General features: G+C 47.9%; 41 protein-coding genes. All 41 read left to right on the forward strand.

All coding sequences use genetic code 11. The features are described from left to right. The first annotated feature begins 7 nt into the window (after positions 1-7). Entirely contained in the window at positions 8-1423 is a 1416-nt protein-coding gene (gene leuC, locus GIW82_RS14410; protein WP_154750657.1) for a 3-isopropylmalate dehydratase large subunit, read from the forward strand. Between the two features lie 20 nt (positions 1424-1443). Beyond that, positions 1444-2031: a 3-isopropylmalate dehydratase small subunit gene (gene leuD, locus GIW82_RS14415; RefSeq protein WP_154750658.1), complete on the forward strand. Its 588-nt coding sequence runs from the start codon at positions 1444-1446 to the stop codon at positions 2029-2031. A 78-nt stretch (positions 2032-2109) separates the two neighbouring features. Next, positions 2110-3054, forward strand: coding sequence for a threonine ammonia-lyase (locus tag GIW82_RS14420; RefSeq protein WP_154750659.1), 945 nt, complete (start codon positions 2110-2112; stop codon positions 3052-3054). Between the two features lie 139 nt (positions 3055-3193). Beyond that, positions 3194-4510, forward strand: coding sequence for a Na+/H+ antiporter family protein (locus GIW82_RS14425; protein ID WP_154750660.1), 1317 nt, complete (start codon positions 3194-3196; stop codon positions 4508-4510). Between the two features lie 278 nt (positions 4511-4788). Further along, entirely contained in the window at positions 4789-5097 is a 309-nt protein-coding gene (rpsJ, locus tag GIW82_RS14430; RefSeq protein ID WP_154750661.1) for a 30S ribosomal protein S10, read from the forward strand. A gap of 47 nt (positions 5098-5144) precedes the next feature. Next, complete coding sequence (rplC, locus tag GIW82_RS14435; protein ID WP_154750662.1) at positions 5145-5774, forward strand: 50S ribosomal protein L3; 630 nt, start codon at positions 5145-5147, stop codon at positions 5772-5774. Positions 5775-5803: 29 nt separating this feature from the next. After that, entirely contained in the window at positions 5804-6427 is a 624-nt protein-coding gene (rplD, locus tag GIW82_RS14440; RefSeq protein ID WP_154750663.1) for a 50S ribosomal protein L4, read from the forward strand. Then, positions 6427-6711 carry a 50S ribosomal protein L23 gene (rplW, locus tag GIW82_RS14445; protein WP_154750664.1) on the forward strand — a complete coding sequence of 95 codons (285 nt, stop codon included), beginning with the start codon at positions 6427-6429 and terminating at the stop codon, positions 6709-6711. Before rplD ends, rplW begins: the two co-directional genes overlap by 1 nt. Positions 6712-6759: 48 nt before the next feature. Beyond that, entirely contained in the window at positions 6760-7590 is an 831-nt protein-coding gene (gene rplB, locus GIW82_RS14450; protein ID WP_370456256.1) for a 50S ribosomal protein L2, read from the forward strand. A gap of 60 nt (positions 7591-7650) precedes the next feature. Continuing rightward, on the forward strand, positions 7651-7929 hold the full coding sequence (gene rpsS / locus GIW82_RS14455) for a 30S ribosomal protein S19 (RefSeq protein WP_154750665.1): 279 nt from the start codon (positions 7651-7653) through the stop codon (positions 7927-7929). Positions 7930-7947: 18 nt separating this feature from the next. Further along, positions 7948-8289: a 50S ribosomal protein L22 gene (gene rplV, locus GIW82_RS14460; RefSeq protein WP_154750666.1), complete on the forward strand. Its 342-nt coding sequence runs from the start codon at positions 7948-7950 to the stop codon at positions 8287-8289. 3 nt (positions 8290-8292) lie between these two features. Beyond that, positions 8293-8949, forward strand: coding sequence for a 30S ribosomal protein S3 (rpsC, locus tag GIW82_RS14465; RefSeq protein WP_370456257.1), 657 nt, complete (start codon positions 8293-8295; stop codon positions 8947-8949). Position 8950: 1 nt separating this feature from the next. Further along, positions 8951-9385, forward strand: coding sequence for a 50S ribosomal protein L16 (gene rplP / locus GIW82_RS14470; RefSeq protein ID WP_154750667.1), 435 nt, complete (start codon positions 8951-8953; stop codon positions 9383-9385). Further along, positions 9375-9575, forward strand: a complete 201-nt coding sequence (gene rpmC, locus GIW82_RS14475) for a 50S ribosomal protein L29 (protein ID WP_154750668.1) — start codon at positions 9375-9377, stop codon at positions 9573-9575. The genes rplP and rpmC overlap by 11 nt, the downstream gene beginning before the upstream one ends. 23 nt (positions 9576-9598) lie before the next feature. Continuing rightward, on the forward strand, positions 9599-9862 hold the full coding sequence (gene rpsQ, locus GIW82_RS14480) for a 30S ribosomal protein S17 (RefSeq protein ID WP_154750669.1): 264 nt from the start codon (positions 9599-9601) through the stop codon (positions 9860-9862). Positions 9863-9909: 47 nt separating this feature from the next. Next, positions 9910-10278 carry a 50S ribosomal protein L14 gene (rplN, locus tag GIW82_RS14485; RefSeq protein WP_370456258.1) on the forward strand — a complete coding sequence of 123 codons (369 nt, stop codon included), beginning with the start codon at positions 9910-9912 and terminating at the stop codon, positions 10276-10278. 35 nt (positions 10279-10313) lie between these two features. Then, entirely contained in the window at positions 10314-10625 is a 312-nt protein-coding gene (gene rplX / locus GIW82_RS14490) for a 50S ribosomal protein L24 (RefSeq protein WP_154750670.1), read from the forward strand. 28 nt (positions 10626-10653) lie between these two features. After that, a complete protein-coding gene (gene rplE / locus GIW82_RS14495; protein WP_154750671.1) occupies positions 10654-11193 on the forward strand; it encodes a 50S ribosomal protein L5 in 540 nt (179 codons plus the stop codon). A 19-nt stretch (positions 11194-11212) separates the two neighbouring features. Beyond that, the gene (gene rpsN, locus GIW82_RS14500; RefSeq protein ID WP_084632683.1) at positions 11213-11398 is read left to right on the forward strand and encodes a 30S ribosomal protein S14; all 186 of its coding nucleotides are present in this window, start codon (positions 11213-11215) and stop codon (positions 11396-11398) included. A gap of 29 nt (positions 11399-11427) precedes the next feature. After that, positions 11428-11826 (forward strand): 30S ribosomal protein S8, encoded by a 399-nt coding sequence (gene rpsH, locus GIW82_RS14505; protein ID WP_154750672.1) that lies wholly within the window; start codon positions 11428-11430, stop codon positions 11824-11826. 30 nt (positions 11827-11856) lie between these two features. Then, positions 11857-12396, forward strand: a complete 540-nt coding sequence (rplF, locus tag GIW82_RS14510; protein ID WP_154750673.1) for a 50S ribosomal protein L6 — start codon at positions 11857-11859, stop codon at positions 12394-12396. Positions 12397-12429: 33 nt separating this feature from the next. Next, complete coding sequence (rplR, locus tag GIW82_RS14515; protein ID WP_370456259.1) at positions 12430-12792, forward strand: 50S ribosomal protein L18; 363 nt, start codon at positions 12430-12432, stop codon at positions 12790-12792. A 20-nt stretch (positions 12793-12812) separates the two neighbouring features. After that, positions 12813-13313, forward strand: a complete 501-nt coding sequence (gene rpsE, locus GIW82_RS14520; protein ID WP_154750675.1) for a 30S ribosomal protein S5 — start codon at positions 12813-12815, stop codon at positions 13311-13313. A 13-nt stretch (positions 13314-13326) separates the two neighbouring features. Further along, positions 13327-13509, forward strand: coding sequence for a 50S ribosomal protein L30 (gene rpmD / locus GIW82_RS14525; RefSeq protein WP_154750676.1), 183 nt, complete (start codon positions 13327-13329; stop codon positions 13507-13509). 33 nt (positions 13510-13542) lie between these two features. Beyond that, positions 13543-13983, forward strand: coding sequence for a 50S ribosomal protein L15 (gene rplO, locus GIW82_RS14530; RefSeq protein ID WP_154750677.1), 441 nt, complete (start codon positions 13543-13545; stop codon positions 13981-13983). Beyond that, on the forward strand, positions 13983-15278 hold the full coding sequence (gene secY / locus GIW82_RS14535) for a preprotein translocase subunit SecY (protein ID WP_154750678.1): 1296 nt from the start codon (positions 13983-13985) through the stop codon (positions 15276-15278). The genes rplO and secY overlap by 1 nt, the downstream gene beginning before the upstream one ends. A 62-nt stretch (positions 15279-15340) precedes the next feature. Next, the gene (locus tag GIW82_RS14540) at positions 15341-15994 is read left to right on the forward strand and encodes an adenylate kinase (RefSeq protein WP_154750679.1); all 654 of its coding nucleotides are present in this window, start codon (positions 15341-15343) and stop codon (positions 15992-15994) included. A gap of 413 nt (positions 15995-16407) precedes the next feature. Beyond that, entirely contained in the window at positions 16408-16626 is a 219-nt protein-coding gene (gene infA, locus GIW82_RS14545; RefSeq protein ID WP_154750680.1) for a translation initiation factor IF-1, read from the forward strand. A 37-nt stretch (positions 16627-16663) separates the two neighbouring features. Beyond that, entirely contained in the window at positions 16664-16777 is a 114-nt protein-coding gene (gene rpmJ / locus GIW82_RS14550) for a 50S ribosomal protein L36 (RefSeq protein ID WP_006828951.1), read from the forward strand. A gap of 24 nt (positions 16778-16801) precedes the next feature. Beyond that, positions 16802-17167: a 30S ribosomal protein S13 gene (gene rpsM / locus GIW82_RS14555; protein WP_154750681.1), complete on the forward strand. Its 366-nt coding sequence runs from the start codon at positions 16802-16804 to the stop codon at positions 17165-17167. Positions 17168-17192: 25 nt separating this feature from the next. Beyond that, a complete protein-coding gene (rpsK, locus tag GIW82_RS14560; protein WP_154750682.1) occupies positions 17193-17582 on the forward strand; it encodes a 30S ribosomal protein S11 in 390 nt (129 codons plus the stop codon). 131 nt (positions 17583-17713) lie between these two features. Then, entirely contained in the window at positions 17714-18658 is a 945-nt protein-coding gene (locus GIW82_RS14565) for a DNA-directed RNA polymerase subunit alpha (RefSeq protein ID WP_154750683.1), read from the forward strand. Between the two features lie 38 nt (positions 18659-18696). Then, on the forward strand, positions 18697-19071 hold the full coding sequence (gene rplQ / locus GIW82_RS14570) for a 50S ribosomal protein L17 (RefSeq protein ID WP_112224780.1): 375 nt from the start codon (positions 18697-18699) through the stop codon (positions 19069-19071). A 321-nt stretch (positions 19072-19392) separates the two neighbouring features. Continuing rightward, positions 19393-20241, forward strand: a complete 849-nt coding sequence (locus GIW82_RS14575; protein ID WP_154750684.1) for an energy-coupling factor ABC transporter ATP-binding protein — start codon at positions 19393-19395, stop codon at positions 20239-20241. Next, a complete protein-coding gene (locus tag GIW82_RS14580; protein WP_154750685.1) occupies positions 20217-21089 on the forward strand; it encodes an energy-coupling factor ABC transporter ATP-binding protein in 873 nt (290 codons plus the stop codon). The genes GIW82_RS14575 and GIW82_RS14580 overlap by 25 nt, the downstream gene beginning before the upstream one ends. Further along, positions 21086-21883, forward strand: coding sequence for an energy-coupling factor transporter transmembrane component T family protein (locus GIW82_RS14585; RefSeq protein ID WP_154750686.1), 798 nt, complete (start codon positions 21086-21088; stop codon positions 21881-21883). Before GIW82_RS14580 ends, GIW82_RS14585 begins: the two co-directional genes overlap by 4 nt. Positions 21884-21893: 10 nt before the next feature. Next, complete coding sequence (gene truA, locus GIW82_RS14590; protein ID WP_154750687.1) at positions 21894-22637, forward strand: tRNA pseudouridine(38-40) synthase TruA; 744 nt, start codon at positions 21894-21896, stop codon at positions 22635-22637. A gap of 204 nt (positions 22638-22841) precedes the next feature. Beyond that, positions 22842-23279: a 50S ribosomal protein L13 gene (gene rplM, locus GIW82_RS14595; RefSeq protein WP_154750688.1), complete on the forward strand. Its 438-nt coding sequence runs from the start codon at positions 22842-22844 to the stop codon at positions 23277-23279. A gap of 29 nt (positions 23280-23308) precedes the next feature. Continuing rightward, the gene (gene rpsI, locus GIW82_RS14600) at positions 23309-23701 is read left to right on the forward strand and encodes a 30S ribosomal protein S9 (RefSeq protein ID WP_154750689.1); all 393 of its coding nucleotides are present in this window, start codon (positions 23309-23311) and stop codon (positions 23699-23701) included. Positions 23702-23865: 164 nt separating this feature from the next. After that, positions 23866-24924, forward strand: a complete 1059-nt coding sequence (locus tag GIW82_RS14605; protein WP_154750690.1) for an Mrp/NBP35 family ATP-binding protein — start codon at positions 23866-23868, stop codon at positions 24922-24924. A 165-nt stretch (positions 24925-25089) separates the two neighbouring features. Beyond that, the gene (locus tag GIW82_RS14610) at positions 25090-25773 is read left to right on the forward strand and encodes a KinB-signaling pathway activation protein (RefSeq protein ID WP_370456261.1); all 684 of its coding nucleotides are present in this window, start codon (positions 25090-25092) and stop codon (positions 25771-25773) included. The last annotated feature ends 724 nt before the right edge of the window (positions 25774-26497 follow it).

Consider the following 26497-nt stretch of genomic DNA (forward strand, 5'->3'; position numbering starts at 1 on the left):
AATCATCATGGCTAAAAATATTATCGAAAAAATCTGGAGCGATCACATCGTTTATGCGGAGCAGGGAAAACCCGATCTTCTCTATATCGATCTACATCTGCTGCACGAGGTGACTTCGCCGCAGGCTTTCGAAGGGCTGCGCCTGAATGGGCGAAAAGTCCGGCGGCCGGATCTTTGCTTCGCAACGATGGACCATAATGTGCCGACAAGAAACCGTGACACGATCACGGATCCGGTCTCGAAGAAACAGATCCAGACCCTGCAGCAAAACTGTGAGGAATTCAGTGTGCCACTTGCTGGCATCAATCACCCGGACCAAGGCATTGTCCACGTCATCGGGCCGGAGCTCGGGCTGACACAGCCGGGCAAGACCATTGTTTGTGGCGATAGCCATACGTCCACCCACGGTGCGTTCGGTGCATTGGCATTCGGCATCGGAACGAGTGAAGTGGAACACGTATTATCGACGCAGACGTTGTGGCAGTCGAAGCCGAAGACGATGGAAATGCGCATCGAAGGAGAGCTTGGCTTCGGCGTGAGTGCAAAAGACGTTATCTTGGCCATCATCGCGAAGTATGGTGTGGATATGGGGACGGGACATATCATCGAATATACCGGAGAAGCCATCCGCAAGATGACGATGGAAGAACGGATGACGGTTTGTAACATGTCGATTGAAGCAGGTGCACGTGCCGGCTTGATCAGTCCGGATGAAGTGACAGTGGAATTCCTAAGAGGGCGCCGTCATGTGCCGGCAGAAGAGGCATTCGAAGAAGCTGCAGCAGGCTGGCTAGCACTTGCTAGTGACGCTGGAGCGGAGTACGACGAAGTGTTGACGATTCACGCGGACGAAATCTCACCGTTTGTCACATGGGGAACGAACCCATCTATGGGTGCGGGAATTGCAGGCCATGTCCCGTACATCAACGATTGTGAAAATCCGGAAGACCAGGAAGCGTTGAAGCAAGCACTTGCTTATATGGAGTTGGAAGAAGGTGCACCACTTTCGTCCATTCCGATTCAGCACGTCTTTATCGGTTCCTGTACGAACGCGCGCCTTGGTGACTTACGCTCAGCGAGTGAAATGATCAAAGGGCGGAAAGTGCATCCATCGGTCACAGCGATCGTCGTACCAGGTTCGGAAACGGTCAAACGGCAGGCGGAAGCGGAAGGCATCGACAAAGTGTTCTTGGATGCTGGCTTCGAATGGCGTGAGACGGGCTGCAGTATGTGCTTAGCGATGAACGATGATGCTGTACCGGCCGGCGAGCGTTGTGCTTCGACATCCAACCGGAACTTTGAAGGACGCCAAGGGACGGGTTCTATGACGCACTTGATGAGTCCGGTCATGGCAGCAGCAGCTGCTGTCGAAGGGCGTTTGACGGATGTCCGCGTATTCATGAACGAACCGGTGTTGTCATAATTAATTGAGGAGGCGTTCATATGAAACCTATTAATAAAATCACCAGTGTCTTGACGCCGCTTGACCGCAAGAACGTCGACACCGATCAAATCATTTCGAAGGAATTCCTGAAGCGGATCGAACGGACCGGCTTTGGCCGTTACTTGTTCTATCATTGGCGGCACCGTCCCGATGGCAGTGAAGCGCCGGACTTCGTCTTGAACGATCCGCGCTATGCCGGCTCGGAGGTCCTGGTAGCCCAAGAAAACTTCGGCTGCGGCTCCTCACGTGAGCATGCGCCGTGGGCGATCCTTGATTATGGATTCAAAGTGGTCATCGCACCGAGCTATGCGGATATCTTCTATAACAACTGCGTGAAGAACGGCATCTTGCCGATCCGACTTGCCCATCAGGAAGTGACCGAGCTTCTGGAGAAAGGGAAGAAAGCTGCATTCGAGCTGAAAGTGAATTTGGAAGAGCAGACAGTCAGTGGGGAAGATGGGGTCCGTTACTCATTCAACATCGACCCTTACTGGAAAGAGATGCTCTTGAAGGGCTGGGACGAAATCGCATTGACGTTCCAGTATGAAGAAAAAATCGCGGCCTATGAAGCGAAGCAACTTGTGTAAAGGCCTACTAGTAAAAGAGGAGATGGTTTTGTTGGGAATTCATATGACACGCTAGGCTTGTTTGCCGCCTACGAAAAGTTGGCACCGATTGTTCACCGTACACCTTGTAAGCAATCACGGACGTTAAACAGCCGGACAGGGAGCGAAGTGTTCTTGAAGCTGGAGAACTTACAGAAGACTGGATCGTTCAAAGTACGCGGAGCCTTCAATAAGATCAGCAAGCTGCCCGATGATGCCTGTGCACAGGGCATCATTTGCGCATCCGCGGGGAATCATGCCCAAGGCGTCGCAATGGCGGGCCGGGAAAAGGGGGTGCCTGTGTCGGTCTTCATGCCGGAAGGGACACCGGAAGCGAAAGTGCTGGCGACGCGTCAGTACGGAGCGGTCGTCAAGATCACCGGACGGAACTTCGATGAAGCATACGCGGCAGCAAAGAAAGAGCAGTTGCGGTCGGGAGCGGTCTTCATCCACCCGTTCGATGATCTCGCTGTCATCGAAGGGCAGGCGACAGTCGCCCTGGAGATGCTCCAGCAGTGCCCCGCTCTTGATACGATCGTAGTGCCTGCCGGTGGAGGTGGGTTGCTTGCAGGTACTGCCCTTGCCGTCAAAACGCTCCGTCCGGAAGTCCGGGTCGTGGGCGTGCAGGCGGAAGCAGCTTCTGCCATCGCCTCGGCATTCCATGGATCCGATACATTTCCTGCCCTGTTCTTGCCGACTATCGCGGAAGGCATCCGGGTGAAGGAGCCGGGAGAGCTGACGACACGGATCATCCGTTCGTTGGTGGATGACATGATCGTCGTCAGTGAGCAGGAAATCGCCTCTGCCATCCTGTTCATGCTCGAACGTGAGAAGATGCTTGTGGAGGGAGCCGGCGCGACAGCGGTCGCAGCAGTACTCCATAGCCACATGCCATTCAAGTCCGCACGCACCGGCATCATCGTCAGTGGTGGCAATCTCGATATAAGCAAGCTCGAAGCGTGCAGGAAAATCGCCGCTTCCATTAATCAAGTCAGTTCCTATTGAACCCAACACCTCTTCGGATAAAACGGAGAGGTTTTTACGTTTCTGAAAAAGTCCGCTTAAATTGTTGACATCTATTTCTCAGTTTGTTAATTTAAATAAGTGCTTTAACGCTTTAGCAAACTAAAGGGGTAGAAAATAGATGAATGCAGTTATTATTGCGGTACTGGTTATGCTCGTCCTCAGCTTACTGCGGGTCAACGTCGTCTTTGCACTATTGATCGGTGCGTTAGCCGGTGGTCTGAGTGGCGGGCTCAGCTTCATGGAGACAATCGCTTCTTTTACGGCAGGACTAGGGGATGGGGCAACGATTGCGCTGAGCTATGCAATGCTCGGTGGATTTGCGGTGGCGATTTCACGGACAGGGATTCCAGAGCTGCTCGTTTCTTCGATTTTAAAGGTTGTGAACAGTGGGGGGGAGCGGACGCGTGAAGGACTTGCGAAGACTTTGCTAATCTTAGCATTGCTTGCCATGGCGATCTTCTCGCAAAACATGATTCCGATCCACATCGCGTTCATTCCGCTTTTAATTCCACCGATCTTGCACGTCTTGAATGAATTGCGGATCGACCGCCGCCTGATCGCGAGCGTCTTGACGTTCGGCCTGACAGCACCGTACATTTTATTGCCATACGGCTTCGGCTTGTTGTTCCACGAAATCCTTGCGACACAGATGGAGCTTGCGGGCTTGCCGATCGCGATGGAAGATATCCCGCGGGCGATGCTTATCCCGGTCGCGGGCCTTGCAGTAGGGCTTGCGATCGCGGTGTTCATTTCGTACCGGAAGCCGCGGGATTATGAAACTTCTTCTATTATAGAAGAAACCGTTAAGCGTACCGCTTCGAAAAAAGATGTGGTCGTAACAGTCATCGCACTGGCAGCTGCACTTTGGGGGCAGATCGAGACAGACTCGATGATCATCGGAGCGCTTGCCGGCATTGTCGTCCTCTATGCGTTGGGGGCAATGAAATGGCGGGAAGCGGATGATGTCTTGTCAGAAGGGATGCGCATGATGGCGTTCATCGGATTTGTCATGATTTCGGCGAACGGCTTCGCAGAAGTGATCACGGCGACTGGAGCGATAGAATCGCTCGTCTCGGAGTCCACAGCTCTGTTCGCAGGAAGTAAAGGACTCGCAGCACTTGTCATGCTGATTGCCGGCTTGCTAGTGACGATGGGCATCGGTTCATCGTTTGCGACGATTCCGATCATCGCGGCGATCTTCGTTCCACTGAGCTTGGAGTTCGGATTCTCGACGATGGCGATCATCGCGCTGATCGGAACGGCAGGAGCACTCGGTGACGCGGGGTCTCCAGCGTCCGACTCCACGCTCGGACCGACATCCGGACTCAATGCGGACGGCCAGCACAACCACATCTGGGAGACGGTCGTTCCCACGTTCCTTCATTATAATATCCCGCTGATCATCTTCGGATGGGTTGCGGTGATGGTCCTTTAAAAAAGGTGGAAAGTGTGCCGCGCTCTTGAAATGTTCCGACTATTATCGTCTTGCTTGTAACTGAAATAAATCCTGTTATACTAATGAAAGCGAAATTAAAAGAATTTCCGGCAACCACTTGCGGAATTCTTTTTCTTTCTGTATAATATTTAATGTTGGTCTTTGACTGCGATGAAGCGAGAGGTTACCGATACACCCGGCCGCTTTGCCATGGCGAGTGTGCGGAAAATTTTCGTGGAGAATGTCTATCCCAAAATAGGCGAAAAGGAGGGAAAATAATGGCAAAACAAAAAATTCGTATCCGTTTGAAAGCATATGATCACAGAATCCTGGATCAGTCTGCTGAGAAAATCGTTGAAACAGCAAAACGTTCAGGTGCTAACGTGTCTGGTCCGATTCCGTTGCCAACGGAGAAATCGATCTACACGGTCTTGCGTGCTGTACACAAATACAAAGATTCTCGTGAGCAATTCGAAATGCGCACACATAAACGCTTGATCGATATCGTTAACCCGACACCACAAACCGTGGATGCGTTGATGAAGTTGGACTTACCGTCCGGCGTTGACATCGAAATCAAACTTTAATTGGCAAACAAAAATAGAAATTAAAAATCATCAGGAGGTGTGACGACATGACCAAAGGAATCTTAGGTAGAAAAATCGGTATGACGCAAGTTTTTGCTGAGAACGGTGATTTGATCCCTGTAACTGTAATTGAAGCTACTCCAAACGTAGTGCTTCAAAAGAAAACAGTTGAAGTGGACGGCTACGAGGCGGTACAGATCGGTTTTGAAGACAAGCGCGAAAAGCTTGCGAACAAACCATCTAAAGGCCACGCTGCTAAAGCGAACACTGCTCCTAAGCGCTTCATTCGCGAACTTCGCAATGTGAACTTGTCAGATTACGAGGTTGGTCAGGAAGTCAAAGTAGATACATTCGCAGAAGGCGATGTAGTAGATGTAACAGGAACAACAAAAGGTAAAGGTTTCCAAGGTGTTATTAAGCGCCACGGACAATCACGCGGACCAATGAGTCACGGTTCACGTTACCACCGTCGTCCTGGTTCAATGGGGCCTGTTGCTCCGAACCGCGTATTCAAACAAAAGAAATTGCCTGGTCAAATGGGTGGCAACACCGTTACGATCCAGAACCTTCACATCGTCAAAGTTGACGTAGAACGCAATTTGCTTCTAGTTAAAGGAAATGTTCCTGGCTCTCGCAAATCACTTGTCCGTGTTAACTCGGCAATTAAAGCGAAGTAATCATTAATTAAAGGAAGGAGGAAACAGGAATGCCTAAAGTAGCTTTACTTAACCAAACAGGTTCACAGGTCGGCGACGTCGAACTGAATGATTCCATTTTCGGTATCGAGCCGAATGAAGCTGTTCTATTCGAAGCGGTTATCGCACAGCGTGCTTCATTGCGCCAAGGTAACCACAAAGTAAAAACTCGCTCTGAAGTAGCAGGCGGAGGAAGAAAACCATGGCGTCAAAAAGGCACAGGCCGTGCTCGTCAAGGTTCGATTCGTTCACCACAGTGGCGCGGAGGCGGGATCGTATTCGGTCCGACACCACGCAGCTACAGCTATAAATTGCCTAAGAAAGTACGTCGTCTAGCTCTACGTTCAGCTCTTTCTACTGCTGTTAAGCAAGAGAACTTGATGGTTCTGGATGCATTGACATTCGACGCACCGAAAACGAAAGCTTTCACGCAATTGACGAAAGACCTTTCAGTTGGCAAAAAAGCATTGTTCGTTACAGCTGACCTTGATGAGAACGTAGCATTGTCTGCTCGTAACATCAAAGGCATGACAGTTGTATCTGCAACTGGCATTAACGTACTTGACCTGCTTGGACATGACAAAGTTGTTATGACAAAAGCGGCAGTAGAGAAAATTGAGGAGGTGCTTAGTTAATGGAAGCACGTGAAATTCTAAAGCGTCCGGTCATTACTGAGCAGTCTTCTGAAGTAATGGCAGAGAAAAAGTACACGTTTGAAGTGGACACTCGCGCAAACAAAACACAAGTTAAAGATGCAGTTGAAGAAATCTTTGGTGTGAAGGTTGAGAAAGTCAACATCATGAACTACAAAGGTAAATTCAAGCGCATGGGCAAACACGCAGGCTACACAAACCGTCGCCGTAAAGCGATCGTGAAATTGACTGCTGAGTCCAAAGACATCGAATTATTCGAGATTTAATTTCCTATAAAGTCTGCTAGGGACTAATTAAAGAAGGAGGGAAATAACGTGGGTATTAAAAAATACAAACCTACCACTAACGGCCGTCGTAACATGACGTCATCGGATTTCAGCGAAATCACGACTAGCACGCCAGAGAAATCGCTTTTGCTGCCAAGAAAACGCAAAGCCGGCCGTAACAACCAAGGTAAGATTACTGTACGTCACCACGGTGGTGGACATAAGAAACAATACCGCATCATCGATTTCAAACGGAACAAAGATGGCATTCCAGGACGCGTTGCTACGATCGAATACGATCCGAACCGCTCTGCGAACATCGCTTTGATCCACTATGTGGATGGAGAAAAACGTTACATCCTTGCACCTAAAGGAATTACAGTTGGGACGATGATCATGTCAGGTCCGGAAGCTGATATCAAACCAGGTAACGCTCTACCACTAGTAAACATCCCAATGGGTTCTACAATCCACAACATTGAAATGAAGCCAGGTGGAGGCGGCCAGTTGGTACGCTCTGCAGGAACTTCTGCTCAAGTATTGGGTAAAGAAGGAAAATACGTAACTGTCCGTCTACAATCAGGCGAAGTTCGCATGATTCTTGCTACATGCCGCGCAACAATCGGCGCTGTAGGAAACGAACAGCACGAATTGATCAACATCGGTAAAGCAGGTCGTTCACGCTGGTTAGGCAAACGCCCAACTGTCCGCGGATCTGTTATGAACCCGAACGATCACCCACACGGTGGTGGTGAAGGGCGTACGCCAATCGGACGTAAATCACCAATGTCTCCATGGGGCAAACCAACTCTTGGGTACAAAACACGCAAGAAAACGAACAAGTCAGACAAGTTCATCGTGCGTCGTCGTAAAAAATAATTTGATTACGCTGCGGTTCGAGATAAGAACCGTGGTGCAATCACGAAGGGAGGATCCCAAATGGGCCGCAGCTTGAAAAAAGGACCTTTTGCAGATGATCATCTTATGAAAAAAGTGGAAGCGCAACGTGGAAACGAAAAGAAACAAGTTATCAAAACTTGGTCTCGCCGTTCTACAATCTTCCCGACATTCATCGGTCAAACAATTGCCGTATACGACGGACAGAAACACGTGCCTGTATACGTAACAGAAGATATGGTTGGACACAAACTGGGTGAATTTGCTCCTACACGCAAATACGCTAGTCATGGTACAGACGATAAGAAAACAAGACGTTAATTGAGAGGAGGATTTTCCATGCAAGCAAAAGCTGTCGCTAGAACAGTACGTATTGCTCCTCGTAAAGTTCGTTTGGTCGTAGATTTGATCCGAGGCAAGCAAATCGGCGAAGCTGTTGCGATTTTGCGTCACACTCCGAAGTCATCATCAATCGTTGTGGAGAAATTGCTAAAATCTGCAGCTGCTAACGCAGAACATAACTACGAAATGAATCTTGACAACCTATATGTCAGCGAAGTATTCGTAGACGAGGGACCAACACTAAAACGTTTCCGTCCACGCGCAATGGGACGCGCAAGCGCGATTAATAAACGCACTAGCCACATCACACTAGTGGTATCAGAGAAGAAGGAGGGATAATTCGTGGGACAAAAAATTCATCCAAACGGCATGCGTGTCGGTATCATTCGTGACTGGGAGTCAAAATGGTACGCGGAGAAGGACTACGCTACACTTCTTCATGAAGACATCAAAATCCGTGAAAACATCGAAACACGTTTGAAAGAGGCTTCTGTTTCTAAAGTAGAAATCGAACGCGCTGCAAACCGTGTGAACGTAACAATCCACACTGCGAAGCCAGGTATGGTAATCGGTAAAGGTGGTTCTGAAGTAGAAGTACTTCGTAAACAGCTGAACACTTTGACTGGCAAACGTGTACACATCAACATCGTTGAGATCAAGAGAGCTGACCTTGATGCGAAATTGGTTGCTGAAAGCATCGCACGTCAATTGGAAAACCGTGCTTCATTCCGTCGTGCACAAAAGCAAGCGATCCAACGCACTATGCGTTCTGGCGCTAAAGGAATCAAAACTCAAGTATCTGGACGTCTAGGCGGCGCTGACATCGCGCGTGCTGAACATTATAGTGAAGGAACTGTTCCGCTCCATACGCTACGCGCTGACATTGATTATGCGCATGCTGAAGCTGACACGACTTATGGTAAGCTTGGCGTTAAAGTATGGATCTACCGCGGTGAAGTCCTTCCAACAAAGAAGAAAACTGAGGAAGGAGGCAAATAATATGTTATTGCCTAAACGCGTAAAGTACCGTCGTGAGCACCGTGGCAAGATGCGCGGAGAAGCGAAAGGCGGCAAAGAAGTAGTATTCGGTGAGTACGGATTGCAAGCTGTTGAGTCTGCTTGGATCACGAACCGCCAGATCGAATCTGCACGTATCGCAATGACACGTTACATGAAACGTGGCGGTAAAGTATGGATTAAAATCTTCCCGCACAAACCATATACGAAAAAGCCTCTAGAAGTTCGGATGGGTTCCGGTAAAGGTTCGCCTGAAGGCTGGGTAGCAGTCGTTAAGACTGGTAAGATCATGTTTGAAATTGCTGGAGTATCTGAAGAAGTAGCACGCGAAGCATTGCGTCTTGCCTCTCACAAACTTCCGGTTAAAACGAAGTTTGTAAAACGCGAAGAAATTGGTGGTGAATCGAATGAAAGCTAATGAAATCCGTGAATTAACCACTGCTGAAATCGAACAAAAAGTGAAATCACTGAAAGAAGAGCTTTTCAACCTTCGCTTCCAATTGGCTACTGGTCAATTAGAAAACACTGCGCGCATCCGCGAAGTGCGTAAAGCGATTGCACGTATGAAAACCGTGATTCATGAAAGAGAAATCAGTGGCACTAAGTGATAAATCGAGAGGAGGTTGCAGGTATGTCTGAGCGTAACCAACGCAAAGTCTACACAGGCCGTGTCGTGTCTGACAAAATGGATAAAACCATCACAGTTGTGGTTGAAACCCAAAAGAAACACGGACTTTACGGTAAGCGTGTAAAGTACTCTAAGAAATTCAAAGCTCATGATGAGCAAAACGAAGCGAAAATGGGCGACGTAGTTCGCATCATGGAAACTCGTCCGTTATCTGCTACAAAACGTTTCCGTTTGGTAGAAGTTATCGAAAAAGCGGTAATCATTTAATCTAAATAAGTTCGGAATGGAAGAAATTCCGAAAGGAGGTTACTTACGTGATCCAACAAGAGAGTCGTTTAAAAGTTGCTGACAACTCAGGTGCCCGTGAAGTATTAGCAATCAAAGTATTGGGTGGAACGGGTCGCAAGACTGCGAACATCGGCGATGTAATCGTCTGTACTGTGAAGAAAGCAACACCAGGTGGCGTTGTTAAGAAAGGCGATATCGTCAAAGCTGTAATCGTTCGTACGAAGAGCGGTGCACGCCGTAAAGACGGTACGTACATCAAATTTGATGAAAATGCATGTGTCATTATCCGTGACGACAAAGGTCCACGCGGTACTCGTATTTTCGGACCTGTGGCGCGTGAACTTCGCGACAACAGCTTCATGAAAATCGTTTCACTTGCTCCTGAAGTTCTTTAATAAATTCAAGTGCCATACCAAGGAGGTGCGACAGAATGCATGTTAAAAAAGGCGATAAAGTAATGGTTATCTCCGGCAAAGACAAAGGCAAAACAGGCGTTGTTTTGACTGCTTTCCCGAAAAAGGACCGTGTACTTGTAGAAGGTATTAATATCGTTAAAAAACACTCGAAACCGAACCAGGCAAACCCACAAGGTGGAATTGTCAGCCAGGAAGCAGCGATTCACGTATCGAACGTGATGTTGCTAGATCCGAAATCCGGCGAGCCGACTCGCGTAGGATACAAGGTCGAAGACGGTAAAAAAGTTCGTGTTGCAAAGAAATCCGGAGAAATCCTAGATAAATAAAAATTCCTGACTGAAGGGAGGGTACATCATGAACCGCCTAAAAGAAAAATATCTTAATGAAATCACACCTGCTCTAGTGAGCAAGTTCGGTTACTCATCAGTGATGCAAGCACCAAAGGTCGACAAGATCGTTATCAACATGGGTGTGGGTGAAGCTGTGCAAAACACAAAATCACTTGATGCAGCTGTAGAGGAATTACAGACATTGTCTGGTCAAAAACCAGTCATTACTAAAGCGAAGAAATCGATTGCCGGCTTCCGTCTTCGTGAAGACATGCCGATCGGATGTAAAGTTACACTGCGCGGAGAGCGTATGTATGACTTCCTGGATAAATTGATTGCGATCTCACTTCCACGTGTACGTGACTTCCGCGGAGTATCGAAAAAATCTTTCGACGGACGCGGTAACTACACACTTGGTGTGAAAGAACAATTGATCTTCCCTGAAATCGATTATGACAAAGTATCAAAAGTACGCGGTATGGACATCGTAATTGTAACAACTGCGAACTCTGACGAAGAAGCTCGTGAGTTACTAACACAATTCGGGATGCCGTTCCAAAAGTAAACGTGAGGGAGGCGTAAACGTGGCTAAAAAATCTATGATCGCTAAACAAAAACGCACGCCAAAGTATAAAGTGCAAGAATATACACGATGCGAAAGATGCGGCCGTCCGCATTCAGTACTGCGCAAATTCAAACTTTGCCGTATTTGTTTCCGTGAACTTGCATACAAGGGACAAATTCCTGGCGTGAAAAAAGCCAGCTGGTAATCCCCTAATTTGGGAAGGAGGTAAATGTAATGACAATGACTGATCCGATTGCAGATATGCTTACACGCATTCGTAATGCGAACATGGTTCGTCACGAGAAATTAGAGCTTCCTGGTTCTAATATGAAAAAAGACATCGCTGAAATTCTGAAGCGTGAAGGTTTCGTCCGTGACGTTGAATACATTGAAGATGACAAGCAAGGCTTGATCCGCATTTTCCTTAAGTACGGTTCAAACAACGAACGCGTAATCACTGGCTTGAAACGTATTTCAAAACCAGGTTTGCGTGTATACGCTAAAACAGACGAGGTTCCTCGTGTGCTGAACGGTCTTGGGATCGCTCTAGTATCGACATCTCAAGGTTTGTTAACAGATAAAGAAGCCCGCGCGAAAAAAGTCGGCGGAGAAATCATAGCATACGTTTGGTAATAGACAACAAACGAATGGAGGTGCAACAGAATGTCACGAGTAGGTAAAAAACCAATCGAAGTTCCAGCTGGCGTTACAGTAACTGTGGGTGAAAACAACACAGTGACTGCCAAAGGAACGAAAGGCGAATTGACTCGCTCTTTCAACCAAGATATTACAATTTCTCAGGAAGACGGCATCATCACTTTGGTCCGCCCGACTGATTCGAAAGAACACCGCACAATCCACGGGACAACCCGCGCATTGCTTGCGAACATGATCACTGGTGTATCGGCAGGCTTCGAACGTTCACTGGAGCTAGTAGGTGTCGGTTACCGTGCACAACTACAAGGCAACAAATTGGTACTTAACGTAGGATACTCTCACCCGGTTGAATTCACTCCGGAAGAAGGCGTCCAAGTCGAAGTTCCTACAAACACGAAAGTTATCGTAAAAGGTATCGATAAAGAACGCGTTGGAGCTCTTGCTTCAAACATCCGCGCAACTCGTCCACCAGAGCCTTACAAAGGTAAAGGGATCCGTTACGAAGGAGAACACGTTCGCCGCAAAGAAGGTAAAACAGGTAAATAATGCTGCGTAAGCAGGCTGAAAGGAGTGACCTCAGTGATTACGAAAATCGACAAAAACGCTTCTCGTAAAAAACGCCACGCACGTGTGCGTTCAAAAATTACGGGTACTGCAGAGCGCCCGCGTTTGAACGTATTCCGTTCGAATAAATACATCTACGCTCAATTGATCGATGATGTAACTGGCACGACACTTGTCAGCGCATCTTCTCTTGAGAAAGACTTCGCAGGAGAAAGCACTAGCAACGTTGAAGCAGCAGCGAAGATCGGCGAAACAATCGCTAAACGCGCTACTGAAAAAAATGTAACATCAATCGTTTTCGACCGTGGCGGTTATTTATACCATGGCCGTGTGAAAGCTTTGGCTGAAGCAGCACGCGAAAATGGACTTGAATTTTAAAAGAAGGAGGGACACATCTTATGCGTCGTAATGACTCAACCACTACTGAATTTGAAGAACGTGTTGTCACGATCAATCGCGTAGCGAAAGTTGTAAAAGGTGGACGTCGTTTCCGTTTCTCCGCACTTGTTGTTGTTGGTGACAAAAACGGCAAAGTCGGATTTGGAACTGGAAAAGCACAAGAAGTACCGGAAGCAATCCGCAAAGCGGTAGAAGATGCGAAGAAAAACCTAATCGAAGTGCCAATGGTTAAAGGAACTACTCCTCACCTTGTTACTGGTCGATTCGGTGCGGGCTCGATCTTGATCAAACCTGCAGCACCAGGTACTGGAGTAATCGCAGGCGGACCTGTCCGTGCGGTACTCGAGCTAGCTGGTATCCAAGATATCTTGTCTAAATCATTGGGATCTAACACGCCGATCAACATGGTCCGTGCTACGATCAACGGCTTGACTCAACTTAAGAATGCTGAAGAAGTTGCAAAACTTCGCGGTAAAACTAAAGAAGAGCTACTAGGATAAGGGGGGAAATTACATGGCTACTAAATTGGAAATTACCCTCACAAAATCTGTGATCGGTTCTAAACCGACACAACGTAAAACAGTCCAATCATTAGGCTTGCGCAAAATGAATCAAACAGTTGAGCACCAAGACAACGCTGCTATTCGTGGCATGCTTGATAAAGTCGCTCACTTAGTTACAATTAAAGAAGTTTAATCACTGATTTCTATAGAAGGAGGTGCCAACCACATGAAACTTCATGAATTAAAACCGGCAGAGGGATCCCGCAGCTCACGCAAACGGATTGGTCGCGGTATCGGTTCAGGTACTGGTAAAACGGCAGGTAAAGGTCATAAAGGTCAAAACGCACGTTCAGGCGGCGGAGTACGTCCTGGATTTGAGGGTGGACAAAACCCATTGTATCGTCGTTTGCCAAAACGCGGCTTTACGAACATCAACCGCAAAGAATACGCTGTAGTCAACCTCGACGTGTTGAATCGCTTCGAAGAAGGTACAGAAATCACATCTGCTTTGTTGATCGAAACAGGCGTCGTGAGCAAAGAAAAATCTGGTATCAAGATTTTAGGCAATGGCAGCTTGGACAAAAAACTTGTTGTTAAAGCCCACAAATTCTCTGGATCAGCAAAAGAAGCAATTGAAGCTGCTGGCGGCCAAGCCGAGGTGGTTTAATGTTTCAGACAATCTCGAACTTTATGCGCGTGAAAGATATTCGAAACAAAATCATCTTTACCCTTCTGATGCTCTTCATTTTCCGTATCGGAACATTCATTCCGGTACCGAACGTTGACGCATCAGTTCTTCAAGCGACAGATCAGGCTAGCTTGATCGGTTTCTTGAACACGTTCGGCGGTGGAGCACTGATCAACTTTTCTATCTTAGCGATGGGGATCATGCCTTACATTACAGCGTCGATTATCGTGCAGTTACTGCAAATGGACGTTGTACCGAAATTTGCAGAGTGGGCGAAGCAAGGTGAAGTCGGAAGACGGAAACTTGCACAATTCACCCGCTACTTTACGATTATTCTTGCGTTTATCCAAGCGATCGGTATGTCTTATGGTTTTAACCAAATGAACAACGGAATGTTGATCAAAAACGACACGATCGGAACGTATGTAGTTATCGCCATCGTACTTACAGGCGGTACAGCATTCCTTTTATGGCTTGGTGAGCAGATTACGGCAAAAGGTGTGGGGAATGGTATTTCGATTATCATCTTCGCAGGGATTGTCGCTGCAGTACCAGGAGCTGTTAACCAATTGTATGCTCAACAAATTCAGGGAGCCGGTGACCAGCTGGCGATCAACCTTGCTATCATGGCGTTGTTGGTACTGGCAATCATCGCTGTAACTGTATTTGTCATTTACGTTCAACAAGCATTGCGTAAAATTCCGATCCAATATGCCAAGCGTGTAGCTGGGCGTAATCAGACAACGGGCGGACAACAAACGCACTTGCCATTGAAAGTAAACGCGGCGGGAGTCATCCCGGTAATCTTCGCAGTAGCGTTCATTATCACGCCGCAAACCATTTCTTCCTTCTTTGGAGCTAACGCGTTCACGGATGCGATCCAGAATACGTTTGATTACACGCAACCGGTCGGTATGGCAATCTATGTCGCACTGATCATCGCGTTCACGTACTTCTACGCATTCATCCAGGTCAACCCGGAGAACGTTGCAGATAACTTGAAGAAGCAAGGGGCGTATATCCCGGGCATCCGTCCAGGAAAGAATACGCAAGACTACTTGACAAGCGTTCTGTACCGCCTGACATTCGTCGGTGCGATTTTCCTTTCACTCATTTCAGTCATGCCGATCTTCTTCATCAACATCGCGAACTTGCCACAATCTGCACAGATTGGCGGAACAAGCTTGCTGATCGTTGTAGGGGTTGCGCTTGAGACAATGAAGCAATTGGAATCACAGCTCGTGAAACGTCATTATAAAGGCTTTATGAAATAACCAATGGACACCTAGGGAACGTTCACACGTTCCTTGTCCAATTGTCTGAGGGGGCAAACCGTATGAATATCGTATTAATGGGTCTACCAGGTGCTGGCAAAGGCACACAGGCAGACAGAATTGTTGAGAAGTACGACATCCCTCATATTTCTACAGGCGATATGTTCCGCGCTGCCATCAAAGACGGCACGGAATTAGGCTTGAAAGCAAAATCGTTCATGGATAACGGCGCCTTGGTGCCAGATGAAGTGACTATCGGGATCGTCCGTGAGCGTCTTAGCAAAGAGGACTGCAAAGAAGGTTTCCTTTTGGATGGCTTTCCGCGTACTGTTCCACAAGCTGAAGCGCTGGAATCTCTTCTTGCCGATCTTGGCAAAGGAATCGAGCATGTCGTAAACATCCAGGTTGAACAAGATGAATTGATTGCCCGCTTAACAGGCCGTTGGATCTGCAGAGAATGTGGAACAGCTTACCACACTGTCTTTAACCCACCGCAAGTCGCTGGGTTATGCGACAAGGATGGAACTGAACTGTATCAACGTGAAGACGACAAACCTGAAACGGTAACAAAACGTCTAGAAGTGAACATGAAACAAACACAGCCACTTTTGGATTTCTATGAAAGCAAGAGTGTGTTGACGAATATAAATGGCCAGCAGGACATTCAACAAGTATTTGCTGACATTGATGCTCTTCTAAAGGGCGGCCGAGGCTAAGCATTAGCCCGGCGCCAGGCACAGTTATTTGCCTCCATGTGGCTTTGAGGAGCACCGGAGATACTGAATTTTCGAGAGCTGCAAAAGCTTACAATGCCTGCTTATATGAAGAAGGCGAAGATTGTCCATGAGTTCCGGTTTGGGATTTGTGCAATTGGCTGCCGGAACGCGTATAATGGGTTCGTGGAAGCATCTGTGTTACGGATTTGGAACTCATCCAAGGCAGTCCGGGCAGTAACAGGTCCATGATACGGACTGGCTTATCCGGATTCACTTCTTCCATCACGGGAGAAGGGCACGGGAATTCTTTCGGACGTCACTCATAGGATCCTGGTGAATGCACTCCGTTTACTCAAGCGGCAATACTGTTGAAGATGAGGACCTGATTTGTATACAGAAGGGAGACTGGGTCGATGGCGAAAGATGATGTAATCGAAATTGAAGGAACTGTCATTGAGACTTTGCCTAACGCGATGTTTAAAGTGGAACTGGAGAACGGACACTCGATTCTTGCGCACGTATCTGGCAAGATTCGCATGCACTTCATCCGTATTTTACCGGGTGACAAAGTGACTGTTGAACTTTCTCCGTACGATTTGACACGCGGTCGTATCACATACCGTTTTAAATGATCTTTTGCACTCCGGACTACTAAGGAGGTTGGGTTAGATGAAAGTGAGACCATCTGTTAAGCCGATCTGTGAAAAATGTAAAGTTATTCGCAGAAACGGTAAAGTAATGGTGATCTGTGAAAATCCGAAACACAAACAAAGACAAGGCTAATAAAGAAGGAGGTGCATCGCACAGATGGCACGTATTTCTGGTGTTGACATTCCGCGCGACAAGCGCGTTGTCATTTCATTAACTTACATTTATGGTGTTGGCAAAACTACTGCACAAAAAGTTTTGGCTAGTGCTGGCGTTTCTGAAGATACACGCGTTCGTGATCTTACAGAAGACGAATTGAACAAAATCCGTGAGCAATTGGATCAGTACAAAATTGAAGGTGACCTTCGCCGTGAAGTCTCGATGAACATCAAACGTTTGATGGAAATCGCTAGCTTCCGTGGTATCCGTCACCGTCGTGGATTGCCTGTTCGCGGTCAAAATACGAAGAACAATGCGCGTACGCGTAAAGGTCCTCGTAAAACTGTAGCTAACAAGAAAAAATAATCAGTAAAGGAGGTTTCTTCTTAACATGGCACGTAAACAACAAACTCGTAAGCGTCGTGTGAAAAAGAATATCGAATCCGGTATCGCTCACATCCGCTCAACATTTAACAACACAATTGTTACGATCACAGACATGCAAGGAAACGCAGTATCATGGTCAAGCGCTGGTGCTCTAGGATTTAGAGGTTCACGTAAATCTACACCTTTCGCTGCTCAAATGGCTGCTGAAACCGCTGCTAAGTCTTCAATCGAACACGGTCTTAAAACTCTGGAAGTAACTGTTAAAGGTCCTGGATCAGGCCGTGAAGCTGCAATCCGTGCACTTCAAGCTGCTGGACTGGAAGTTACTGCAATCAGAGACGTAACTCCTGTTCCTCATAATGGTTGCCGTCCACCTAAACGTCGCCGCGTGTAATCTTTGCTTCTGACTGGGATTTGTGGACATCACGACTTGACTGAACAGGTATTCCCTTGTAGCTGAAGTCTGTGACAGTTGAATTCTCAAAGAACAAAATAGACACCGACGTTTTGAAGGAGGGTAAATGAATGCTCGAAATTGAAAAACCAAAGATTGAAACGGTCGAGATCGACAACAACTCCAAGTTCGGGAAATTTGTTGTGGAACCGCTTGAGCGTGGATATGGAACCACTCTAGGAAACTCCTTACGTCGAATCTTGCTTTCATCTTTACCGGGCGCAGCAGTCACATCAATTCAAATTGATGGAGTTCTGCATGAGTTCTCTACGGTTGAAGGTGTAGAAGAAGATGTGGCTTCGATCATCTTGAATATCAAAAAACTGGCACTGAAAATTTACTCTGACGAAGAAAAAGTCATTGAAATTGATATTAAAGGTGACAGTACGGTCACGGCAGCAGATATCACCCACGACAGTGATGTTGAGATTCTGAACCCTGACTTGTATATTGCAACAATCGCGAAGAATGGTCACTTGCGCATGCGTATGTATGCAAACAGAGGCCGTGGCTACGCTCGTGCTGATCAGAACAAACGTGAAGATCTGCCGATCGGTGTCATTCCGGTTGATTCGATTTACACACCAGTTTCACGTGTGAATTTCCAAGTGGAAAATACCCGTGTTGGGCAACTTGCCGATTACGATAAATTGACACTGGACGTATGGACAGATGGCAGCATCGGTCCGAAAGACGCAGTAGCGCTTGGCGCAAAAATCTTCACTGAACACCTGAACATCTTCGTCGGTTTGACGGATGAGGCACAGACGGCTGAAATCATGGTTGAAAAAGAAGAGGATCAAAAAGAGAAAGTGCTTGAGATGACTATCGAAGAGCTTGATCTTTCGGTTCGTTCTTACAACTGTTTGAAACGCGCAGGCATCAACACGGTGCATGAGCTTGCAAGCAAGTCGGAAGACGACATGATGAAAGTCCGCAACCTTGGACGCAAATCACTTGAAGAAGTGAAAGTGAAGCTTGAAGACCTTGGACTAGGCCTTCGTAAAGAAGACTGAGACCGAATGGATTCATTTAACAAAGGAGGGAAACTTCAATGAGAAAGCTACAACGTACTAGTTCTCAGCGTAAAGCATTATTGCGTGACCTGACAACTGACCTGATTGTACATGAGCGTATCCAAACAACAGAAGCACGTGCGAAAGAAGTTCGTTCAACTGTTGAAAAAATGATCACGCTTGGCAAACGCGGAGATATCCATGCACGCCGTAAAGCTGCAGCTTACATCCGTCGTGAGCTCGTTACAACTGCTGACGAAGAAGGCAACGAAAATACAATTTTCGCTTTGCAAAAATTGTTTGATGATGTTGCACCGCGTTATGCAGACCGCCAAGGTGGTTACACACGCATCATGAAAATGGGTCCTCGTCGTGGAGACGGCGCTCCTATCGTCATCATCGAACTGGTTTAATTCGATCCAATAGATTCATCGGAAGCCCGTCCAATCGGTCAGGCTCCCGCAGCTGATGGGAGAGGGTTCTTGAGCCCTCTTCTTTTAGCATCATGAGTTATACGACAATCAGGAAAAGCTGAGCGTTACGATGAGCGAGCCGAAAGGCGGCGTCTCGTCTAGCTCTACGCACCTCATTCATAGCTCCGGCATTCGTGCCGGAGAGGCATAGAAATAGAAAAGCGCATTTCTCTGAATGAGGTGCGCGCTTTTTTTATTTTACATAGACTATTCCAAACGAGTAGAGTAGAGATGAGCAAGGATTAGAGGAGGAGAGCGGAGATGAATTCGATCATTTTGTCATTTCAACACGTGACATTCACATATACGCCGGAAGATGAGACCGTCGCTCCGGCAGTAAAAGATGTATCGCTCGCTGTCCATGACGGCGAGTGGCTTGCCATTGTCGGACATAACGGCTCCGGCAAGTCGACCATGGTCAAACTGATGAACGGTCTCCTATTCCCTGGCGAAGGAAGTGTCGCTGCGATGGGCATGGACATGAACGAAGAGACGCTCTGGGATATTCGTTCACAGATGGGCATGGTCTTTCAGAACCCAGATAATCAATTCGTGGGGGCTACTGTCCAAGATGACGTCGCCTTCGCGCTCGAAAATAATGGAGTCCCTCATGCGGAGATGGTCAAGCGTGTGAAAGAATCGCTTGCCCATGTCAAGATGAGCGACTACCTTGATCACGAACCGCATCATTTGTCAGGAGGCCAAAAGCAGCGCGTGGCCATTGCAGGAGCACTTGCCTTGCGACCACGTTTGCTAATTCTGGACGAGGCGACTTCAATGCTCGACCCGCAAGGACGAATGGAAGTCATCGAGACCATCCAGGCGTTGCGGGAAAGCACGGGATTGACCGTCATCTCGATTACGCATGACTTGGAAGAGGCTGCACTCGCTGATCGTATCCTCGTCATGAATGTGGGAGAGAAGATCATGGAAGGGCCGCCGGAGACGGTATTCGCTGAAGGAAATCGACTCGTCGAACTCGGCCTCGATCTGCCGTTTGCGATGCGCGTCTCGCACCTCTTGCAGGAAGCAGGCGTACCACTCGGGAAAGCTCATATGTCGGAAGAGGGATTGGTGGAGGAACTATGGACATTCTACTCCAAGAAGTAAGCTTCAGTTACGCAGTCGATACACCTTTTGAAAAACGCGCACTGACTGATGTCACGCTTCATATCCCGACCGGTACATATACAGCGATCATCGGACATACGGGCTCGGGCAAGTCAACCGTGCTCCAGCATTTGAATGCTTTACTCAAGCCGACAGAAGGCACCGTAGTCATCGGCGACCGCAAAATCGAGGCAGGCGTCAAAGCGAAGGACTTGCGCGGTGTCCGCCGACAAGTCGGCATCGTCTTCCAGTTCCCTGAACATCAATTGTTCGAGGAAACCGTTCTGAAGGACATTATGTTCGGTCCGCTCAATTACGGCGTACCAGAAGAAGAGGCAAGCCGTCGTGCGCACGAGCTAGCTGCTAGCCTTGGATTGCCGGAGAATGTGCTCGGGAAGTCACCGTTCGATCTATCGGGCGGCCAAATGCGGCGTGTGGCGATTGCGGGGGTCTTGGCGATGAATCCAGACGTACTTGTCCTCGATGAGCCGACAGCGGGTCTTGATCCGCGCGGCCGCAAGGAAATCATGGATCTCTTTTACCGTTTGCACGAAGAGAAGCAGCTGACGACTGTGCTCGTTACGCACAGTATGGAAGATGCCGCGCGTTATGCGGACCGTGTTGCGATCATGCATAGCGGAACGTGTGTCGCGACTGGTGAGCCGGCAGAACTGTTCGGGGACGAAGAGCAATTAAATGATTACCGTCTCGCTCCGCCGCGTGCAGTGCAGCTGCAGTGGCAGTTTGAAGAGAAGACAGGACTGAAGCTCGACAAGCTTTGTCTGACAGAAGAGCAATTGGCGGAACAGCTCGTACAGGCACTGCAGGAAGGGCGTGGAGGAGCATGATGGAGAAGATGATTTTCGGCCGGTTCATTCCGGGTGAATCCATCGTCCACCGATTGGATCCCCGCGCGAAGATTTTATTCGTCTTCCTGTTCATCGCCATCGTCTTTATCGCGAATAACGGATGGACGTATGCGCTGCTGCTTGGCTTTACGCTACTGGCGGTCATGCTGTCGAAAATCCGACTGTACTTCCTGATCAATGGCTTGAAGCCAGTATTTATCCTGGTGATCTTTACGTTCCTTCTTCATATCTTCTTTACGAGGGAAGGGGACGTCCTGCTCGACCTCGGCTTTTTGCGCATTTATGAAGAAGGGCTTCGGCAAGGGATTTTCATTTCCATCCGCTTCATCGTGCTGGTGTTCATCACGAGTGTCTTGACACTGACAACGTCGCCGATCTCCATCACGGATGGCATCGAAGTGCTGCTCGGGCCGTTCAAGCGCGTCAAGCTGCCCGTGCATGAACTGGCATTGATGATGTCGATCTCGCTCCGCTTCATTCCGACGTTAATGGACGAGACAGGCAAAATCATGAAGGCACAGATGGCCCGGGGTTCCGATATCGGATCCGGACCGGTGAAGGAGCGCATCCGGGCAGTGGTGCCATTACTCGTGCCACTGTTCGTCAGTGCCTTCAAGCGCGCCGAAGACTTGGCTACGGCTATGGAAGTACGTGGCTACCGCGGAGGCGAAGGCCGGACGCGGTACCGCCAACTGGACTGGAAGTGGATCGACACTTGCAGTTTCATCGTATTAGCAGCAATCGCAGGAACGCTTTGGTATTTCCGCAGTTAAGGAGAGAATCATGACACGGTTAAAAGCAACGATAGCTTATGATGGTGCAGAGTTTGCCGGCTACCAGATCCAGCCGGACTCCCGTACCGTCCAAAAAGAATTGCTGGCGGTCCTGAAGCGGATCCATAAAGGGACGCCAGTGGAAGTGATCAGCAGCGGCAGGACGGATGCCAAGGTGCATGCGACCGGTCAAGTGATCCACTTCGACACCCCTTACACCATTCCAATGAAAAATTGGCTAAAGGCATTGAATGTGCAATTGCCGCCGGACATCCGTGTGCTCGAGATCCAAGAGACCACACCGGATTTCCATGCCCGCTATCATGCCAAAGGAAAAGTGTACCGCTATATTTGGGACCGGAGTGCCATCCAAAGTCCGTTCAAGCGTAACTATGCAGTGCCGCTCGAGCAGAAGGTCGACCTGGACCGGATGAAGCTTGCAGCACAGGCATTCGTCGGCACCCATGACTTCACGAGTTTTTGCGCAGCGCGGAGCAGTGTCAAAGACAAGGTGAGGACCATCTACAATGTCTCCTTCGAAGAGCACGGGAGTGAACTGCATCTCGTGGTGGAAGGGCAAGGCTTTCTTTACAACATGGTCCGTATTTTTGCAGGGACGCTTGTCGAGGTCGGAGTCGGCCGGATCGCGCCGGAGGACTTGCCGGGAATCATCGCGGCAAAGGATCGCGATGCCGCCGGAAAGACCGGCGCACCGCAAGGTTTATACTTGGAAAGAGTCGATTACGGGGGCTGAAGCAACTTTTCCTGGTGTTTTCAGATAATCGCTTGACGAATCCGAGAAATCATTATACAATGATGTATGGTATTTTCATTACCCACCACTGATATGCCCCGGAAGGTTATTTGTGAAAAGGGATAACGAAAACACGGAACAGCAACACCATTTTCAACCGAATTTGATTTTAACAAGAGACGATTTATTAGGAGGACAATATACATGCGTACAACATTCATGGCGAAAGGTCACGAAGTAGAGCGTAAATGGCTCGTTATCGATGCTGAAGGAAAAACACTTGGCCGTCTAGCATCTGAAGTAGCTTCTATCTTGCGCGGCAAATACAAACCGACATTCACACCAAACGTCGACACTGGAGATCACGTAATCATCATCAACGCTGAGAAAATCCACTTGACAGGTAAAAAACTTTCTGACAAGATCTACTACCGTCACACACAATACACAGGCGGTTTGAAACAGCGTACAGCACTAGAAATGCGCACTAACTACCCAACAAAAATGCTTGAATTGGCAATTAAAGGAATGCTTCCTAAAAACACGTTGGGCCGTCAAATGTTCAGAAAACTACACGTCTATGCAGGTCCAGAACACAAACACCAAGCACAACAACCAGAAGTTTACGAACTTCGCGGATAATTTTTAGTAAATAAGAGGAGGATACACCTTTGGCACAAGTTCAATATATCGGCACTGGTCGCCGTAAACACTCAACTGCACGTGTGCGTCTCGTACCAGGAGATGGCACTATCACTATCAACAACCGTGACGTGAAAGATTACGTCCCTTACGAAACACTTGAGCAAATCATCAAACAACCACTTGTAACTACTGAAACTCTCGGTAGCTACGATGTATTGGTAAACGTTCGCGGCGGTGGTTTCACTGGTCAAGCAGGCGCAATCCGTCACGGAATTGCTCGTGCACTATTGACAGTAGACCCTGAATTCCGTTCAGCATTGAAATCTGCTGGATTCCTGACACGTGACCCACGTATGAAAGAACGTAAAAAATACGGTCTTAAAGCGGCTCGTCGCGCACCTCAGTTCTCAAAACGTTAATATTGCTTTATACACAACCCTTTTCTCCTTGCGAGAAGAGGGTTTTTTCAATGAAAAAGCAGCTGCGAAAGAGTGGGGAACAATCTGTAAGCGCAATCAATGAAATAGTGGAAAACGATATGGTATACTGGACGAGGAGAAAAGGGATAAGGAGTGTAAACAATATGTTAACTGAAGCACAAGTACGCGAATTGCTCGGACCATTACAAGATCCGTTTTTACATAGATCGTTCGCTGAAACGAACGCGATCACCTCCGTAAGAATCAAAGAGGAGAAAGGTCACGTCAGCGTAAAATTGGCGATCGCCAAAGTGAATACACCTGAACAGATGCAATTGCAAATGAAAGTGGTGGAAGTGCTGAAAGGCGCTGGAGCGGATTCAGTCGGGATCCGTTTCGAAGAATTGCCGCAGGAAGAGATGGCGAAGTTCCGCGGGACGGCAAGCGGTGCGGAAGCGCAAGACTTGCTATCTCCACTGAATAAAGTCGAATTCATCTCCATTGCAAGTGGGAAAGGCGGCGTAGGGAAATCGACTGTGTCGGTGAATTTGGCGATTGCCCTTGCACGTGCAGGGAAGAAAGTCGGCTTGGTCGATGCTGATATTTACGGCTTCAGTGTGCCGGACATGATGGGTATCGAGAAGACACCGGTCGTTCGCGGAGACACGATTATTCCGGTCGAACGTTTCGGTGTCAAAGTCATTTCAATGGGCTTCTTCGTAGAAGACAACATGCCAGTCGTTTGGCGTGGCCCAATGCTTGGGAAAGTGCTCGATCAGTTCTTCCGTGATGTAGAGTGGGGCGACTTGGATTACTTGCTACTCGATTTGCCACCAGGAACAGGCGACGTCGCGCTCGACATCCACCAGATGCTGCCGGCTTCGAAAGAGATCGTTGTCACAACACCTCACCCGACAGCTGCATTCGTCGCGGCGCGTGCTGGAGCGATGGCGTTGCAGACGGATCACGAAGTACTCGGGGTCATCGAGAACATGTCCTGGTTCGAAAGCAAAGAGTCAGGAAACAAAGAATACCTCTTCGGCCAAGGCGGAGGACCGAAGCTTGCGGAAGAATTGCAAGCGCCACTGCTTGGACAGATTCCACTTGGACAACCTGACTGGAATGAAACGGACTTTGCACCTTCCGTCTATTTGGAAGACCACCCGACAGGCAAGATCTACGGGGAAATCGCAGAGAAAGTCTTGCAACATTTCAACAAATGAGACGGACCGGACAGACTTTTCGAAGGGTGTCCGGTTTTTGATTGCACAAATACGCGCCGCTTCATCGATTGTTCACATCTCAGACGAGCTGGTGATAGATTTTTGATAAGCGGATTTGGTACAATCAAGAGAGGATTTTTGTACTTTAACATTGGAGGATTTCAAGTGACAATACGAAATTGGCTTAAGTTTTTTTCTATAGCAGTTCTAATCGGTGGTTCGATCACAGGTGTGCTCGGGCTCTTCATCCGCTGGGACGACGTGTTTGCTGTACCATTCGCTAACGGTGAGTGGGGAGAGATCATTGCAGGGTTCGTTTGGTTGATCATTATCGGGATAACGATGAGCTTGATCAGCCAGATGGGCTTCTTCGCCTACTTGACGGTGCATCAATTCGGAATGAACATGTTCCGTACTTTGACATTGTGGAACTGGGTGCAGCTTTTGATCATCGCAGTCGTCATCTTCGATTTGATCGCCTTCCGCTTCGCGCCGAATGCGGAGACTACGGGCCAGACCGTCCTTTACGGCTCATTGCTCGCCATCTTACTCGGCGTAGCATTCGTCACCGCGTACTTCAAAGCGAAATGGACAAGAAAATCAGCATTCATTTCCGCGCTGTTTTTCATGATCGCCATTACGACTTTAGAATGGCTACCGGCTTTGATGGTGCAGTCAGGCAACGCAGATAGCTGGGTAACACTTCTGCTGTTCCCGTTGATGGCGGTTAACGCCTTCCAGCTGCTCATGCTGCCGAAGTACAATGAGAAATCATTGGAAGTACGCCAGAAGCGAAAAGAAATGCGCACAGGAAAAAAGAATAACAAACCGACAGTTGCCAAAGGTTGAACAACGAGCCGCGCCGAATTCTTCTTATAGAAGAACTTAGGCGCGGTTTTTATTGTTTTTGGAGGGAGAGCAGGAGATTTGTGGGTTAACTGGTCTTGGTAAGGAGATAACTGTTATTGGTTTAGTGATAACTGGTGTTGCTCGGCATTTAACTTGGATTCGGCGGAAGATAACCAGCGTTCGCTTGAGGATAACTTGGATTGACCAAGAATCTGCTGAGATCCTCCGATAAACTAGGGAATGTTTTGTGGGAGCGGCGCGCAGTATTGGATAAAAGATTCATGTGTAACTAGTGTTGATGAGGAGATGCCTGTTATTGGTTTAGTGATAACTGGTGTTACTCGGCATTTAACTTGTATTCGGTGGAAGATAACCCGCATTCCCCGCAAATAACTTGGATTGCCTCATCTGCTGATCTGACTGGCGCATCCAGTAAAGAGAAGGGATTCCTGTGTAAAAATATGCTGATTTCAAGTTATTAAATGAAAATCGGAAAAAGTATTGACAGTATTCGCGTTATGCTTTAATATAATAAAAGTCGCCTCGGAGATACGGTGAGTAAAGAAGTTTTAGTGAAATAATTTTATTTTAAAAAACTACTTGACCGGATGTTGCGGGTGTGATAAATTAATAAAGTCGCCAAATGAGCGCGACAAAAACGAAACAACATGAACCTTGAAAACTGAACAGCAAAACGTTGATGAAATAGTTACTGATCAGCCTC

This window comes from Planomicrobium sp. YIM 101495 (assembly GCF_009707665.1).
Lineage (GTDB): Bacteria > Bacillota > Bacilli > Bacillales_A > Planococcaceae > Planococcus.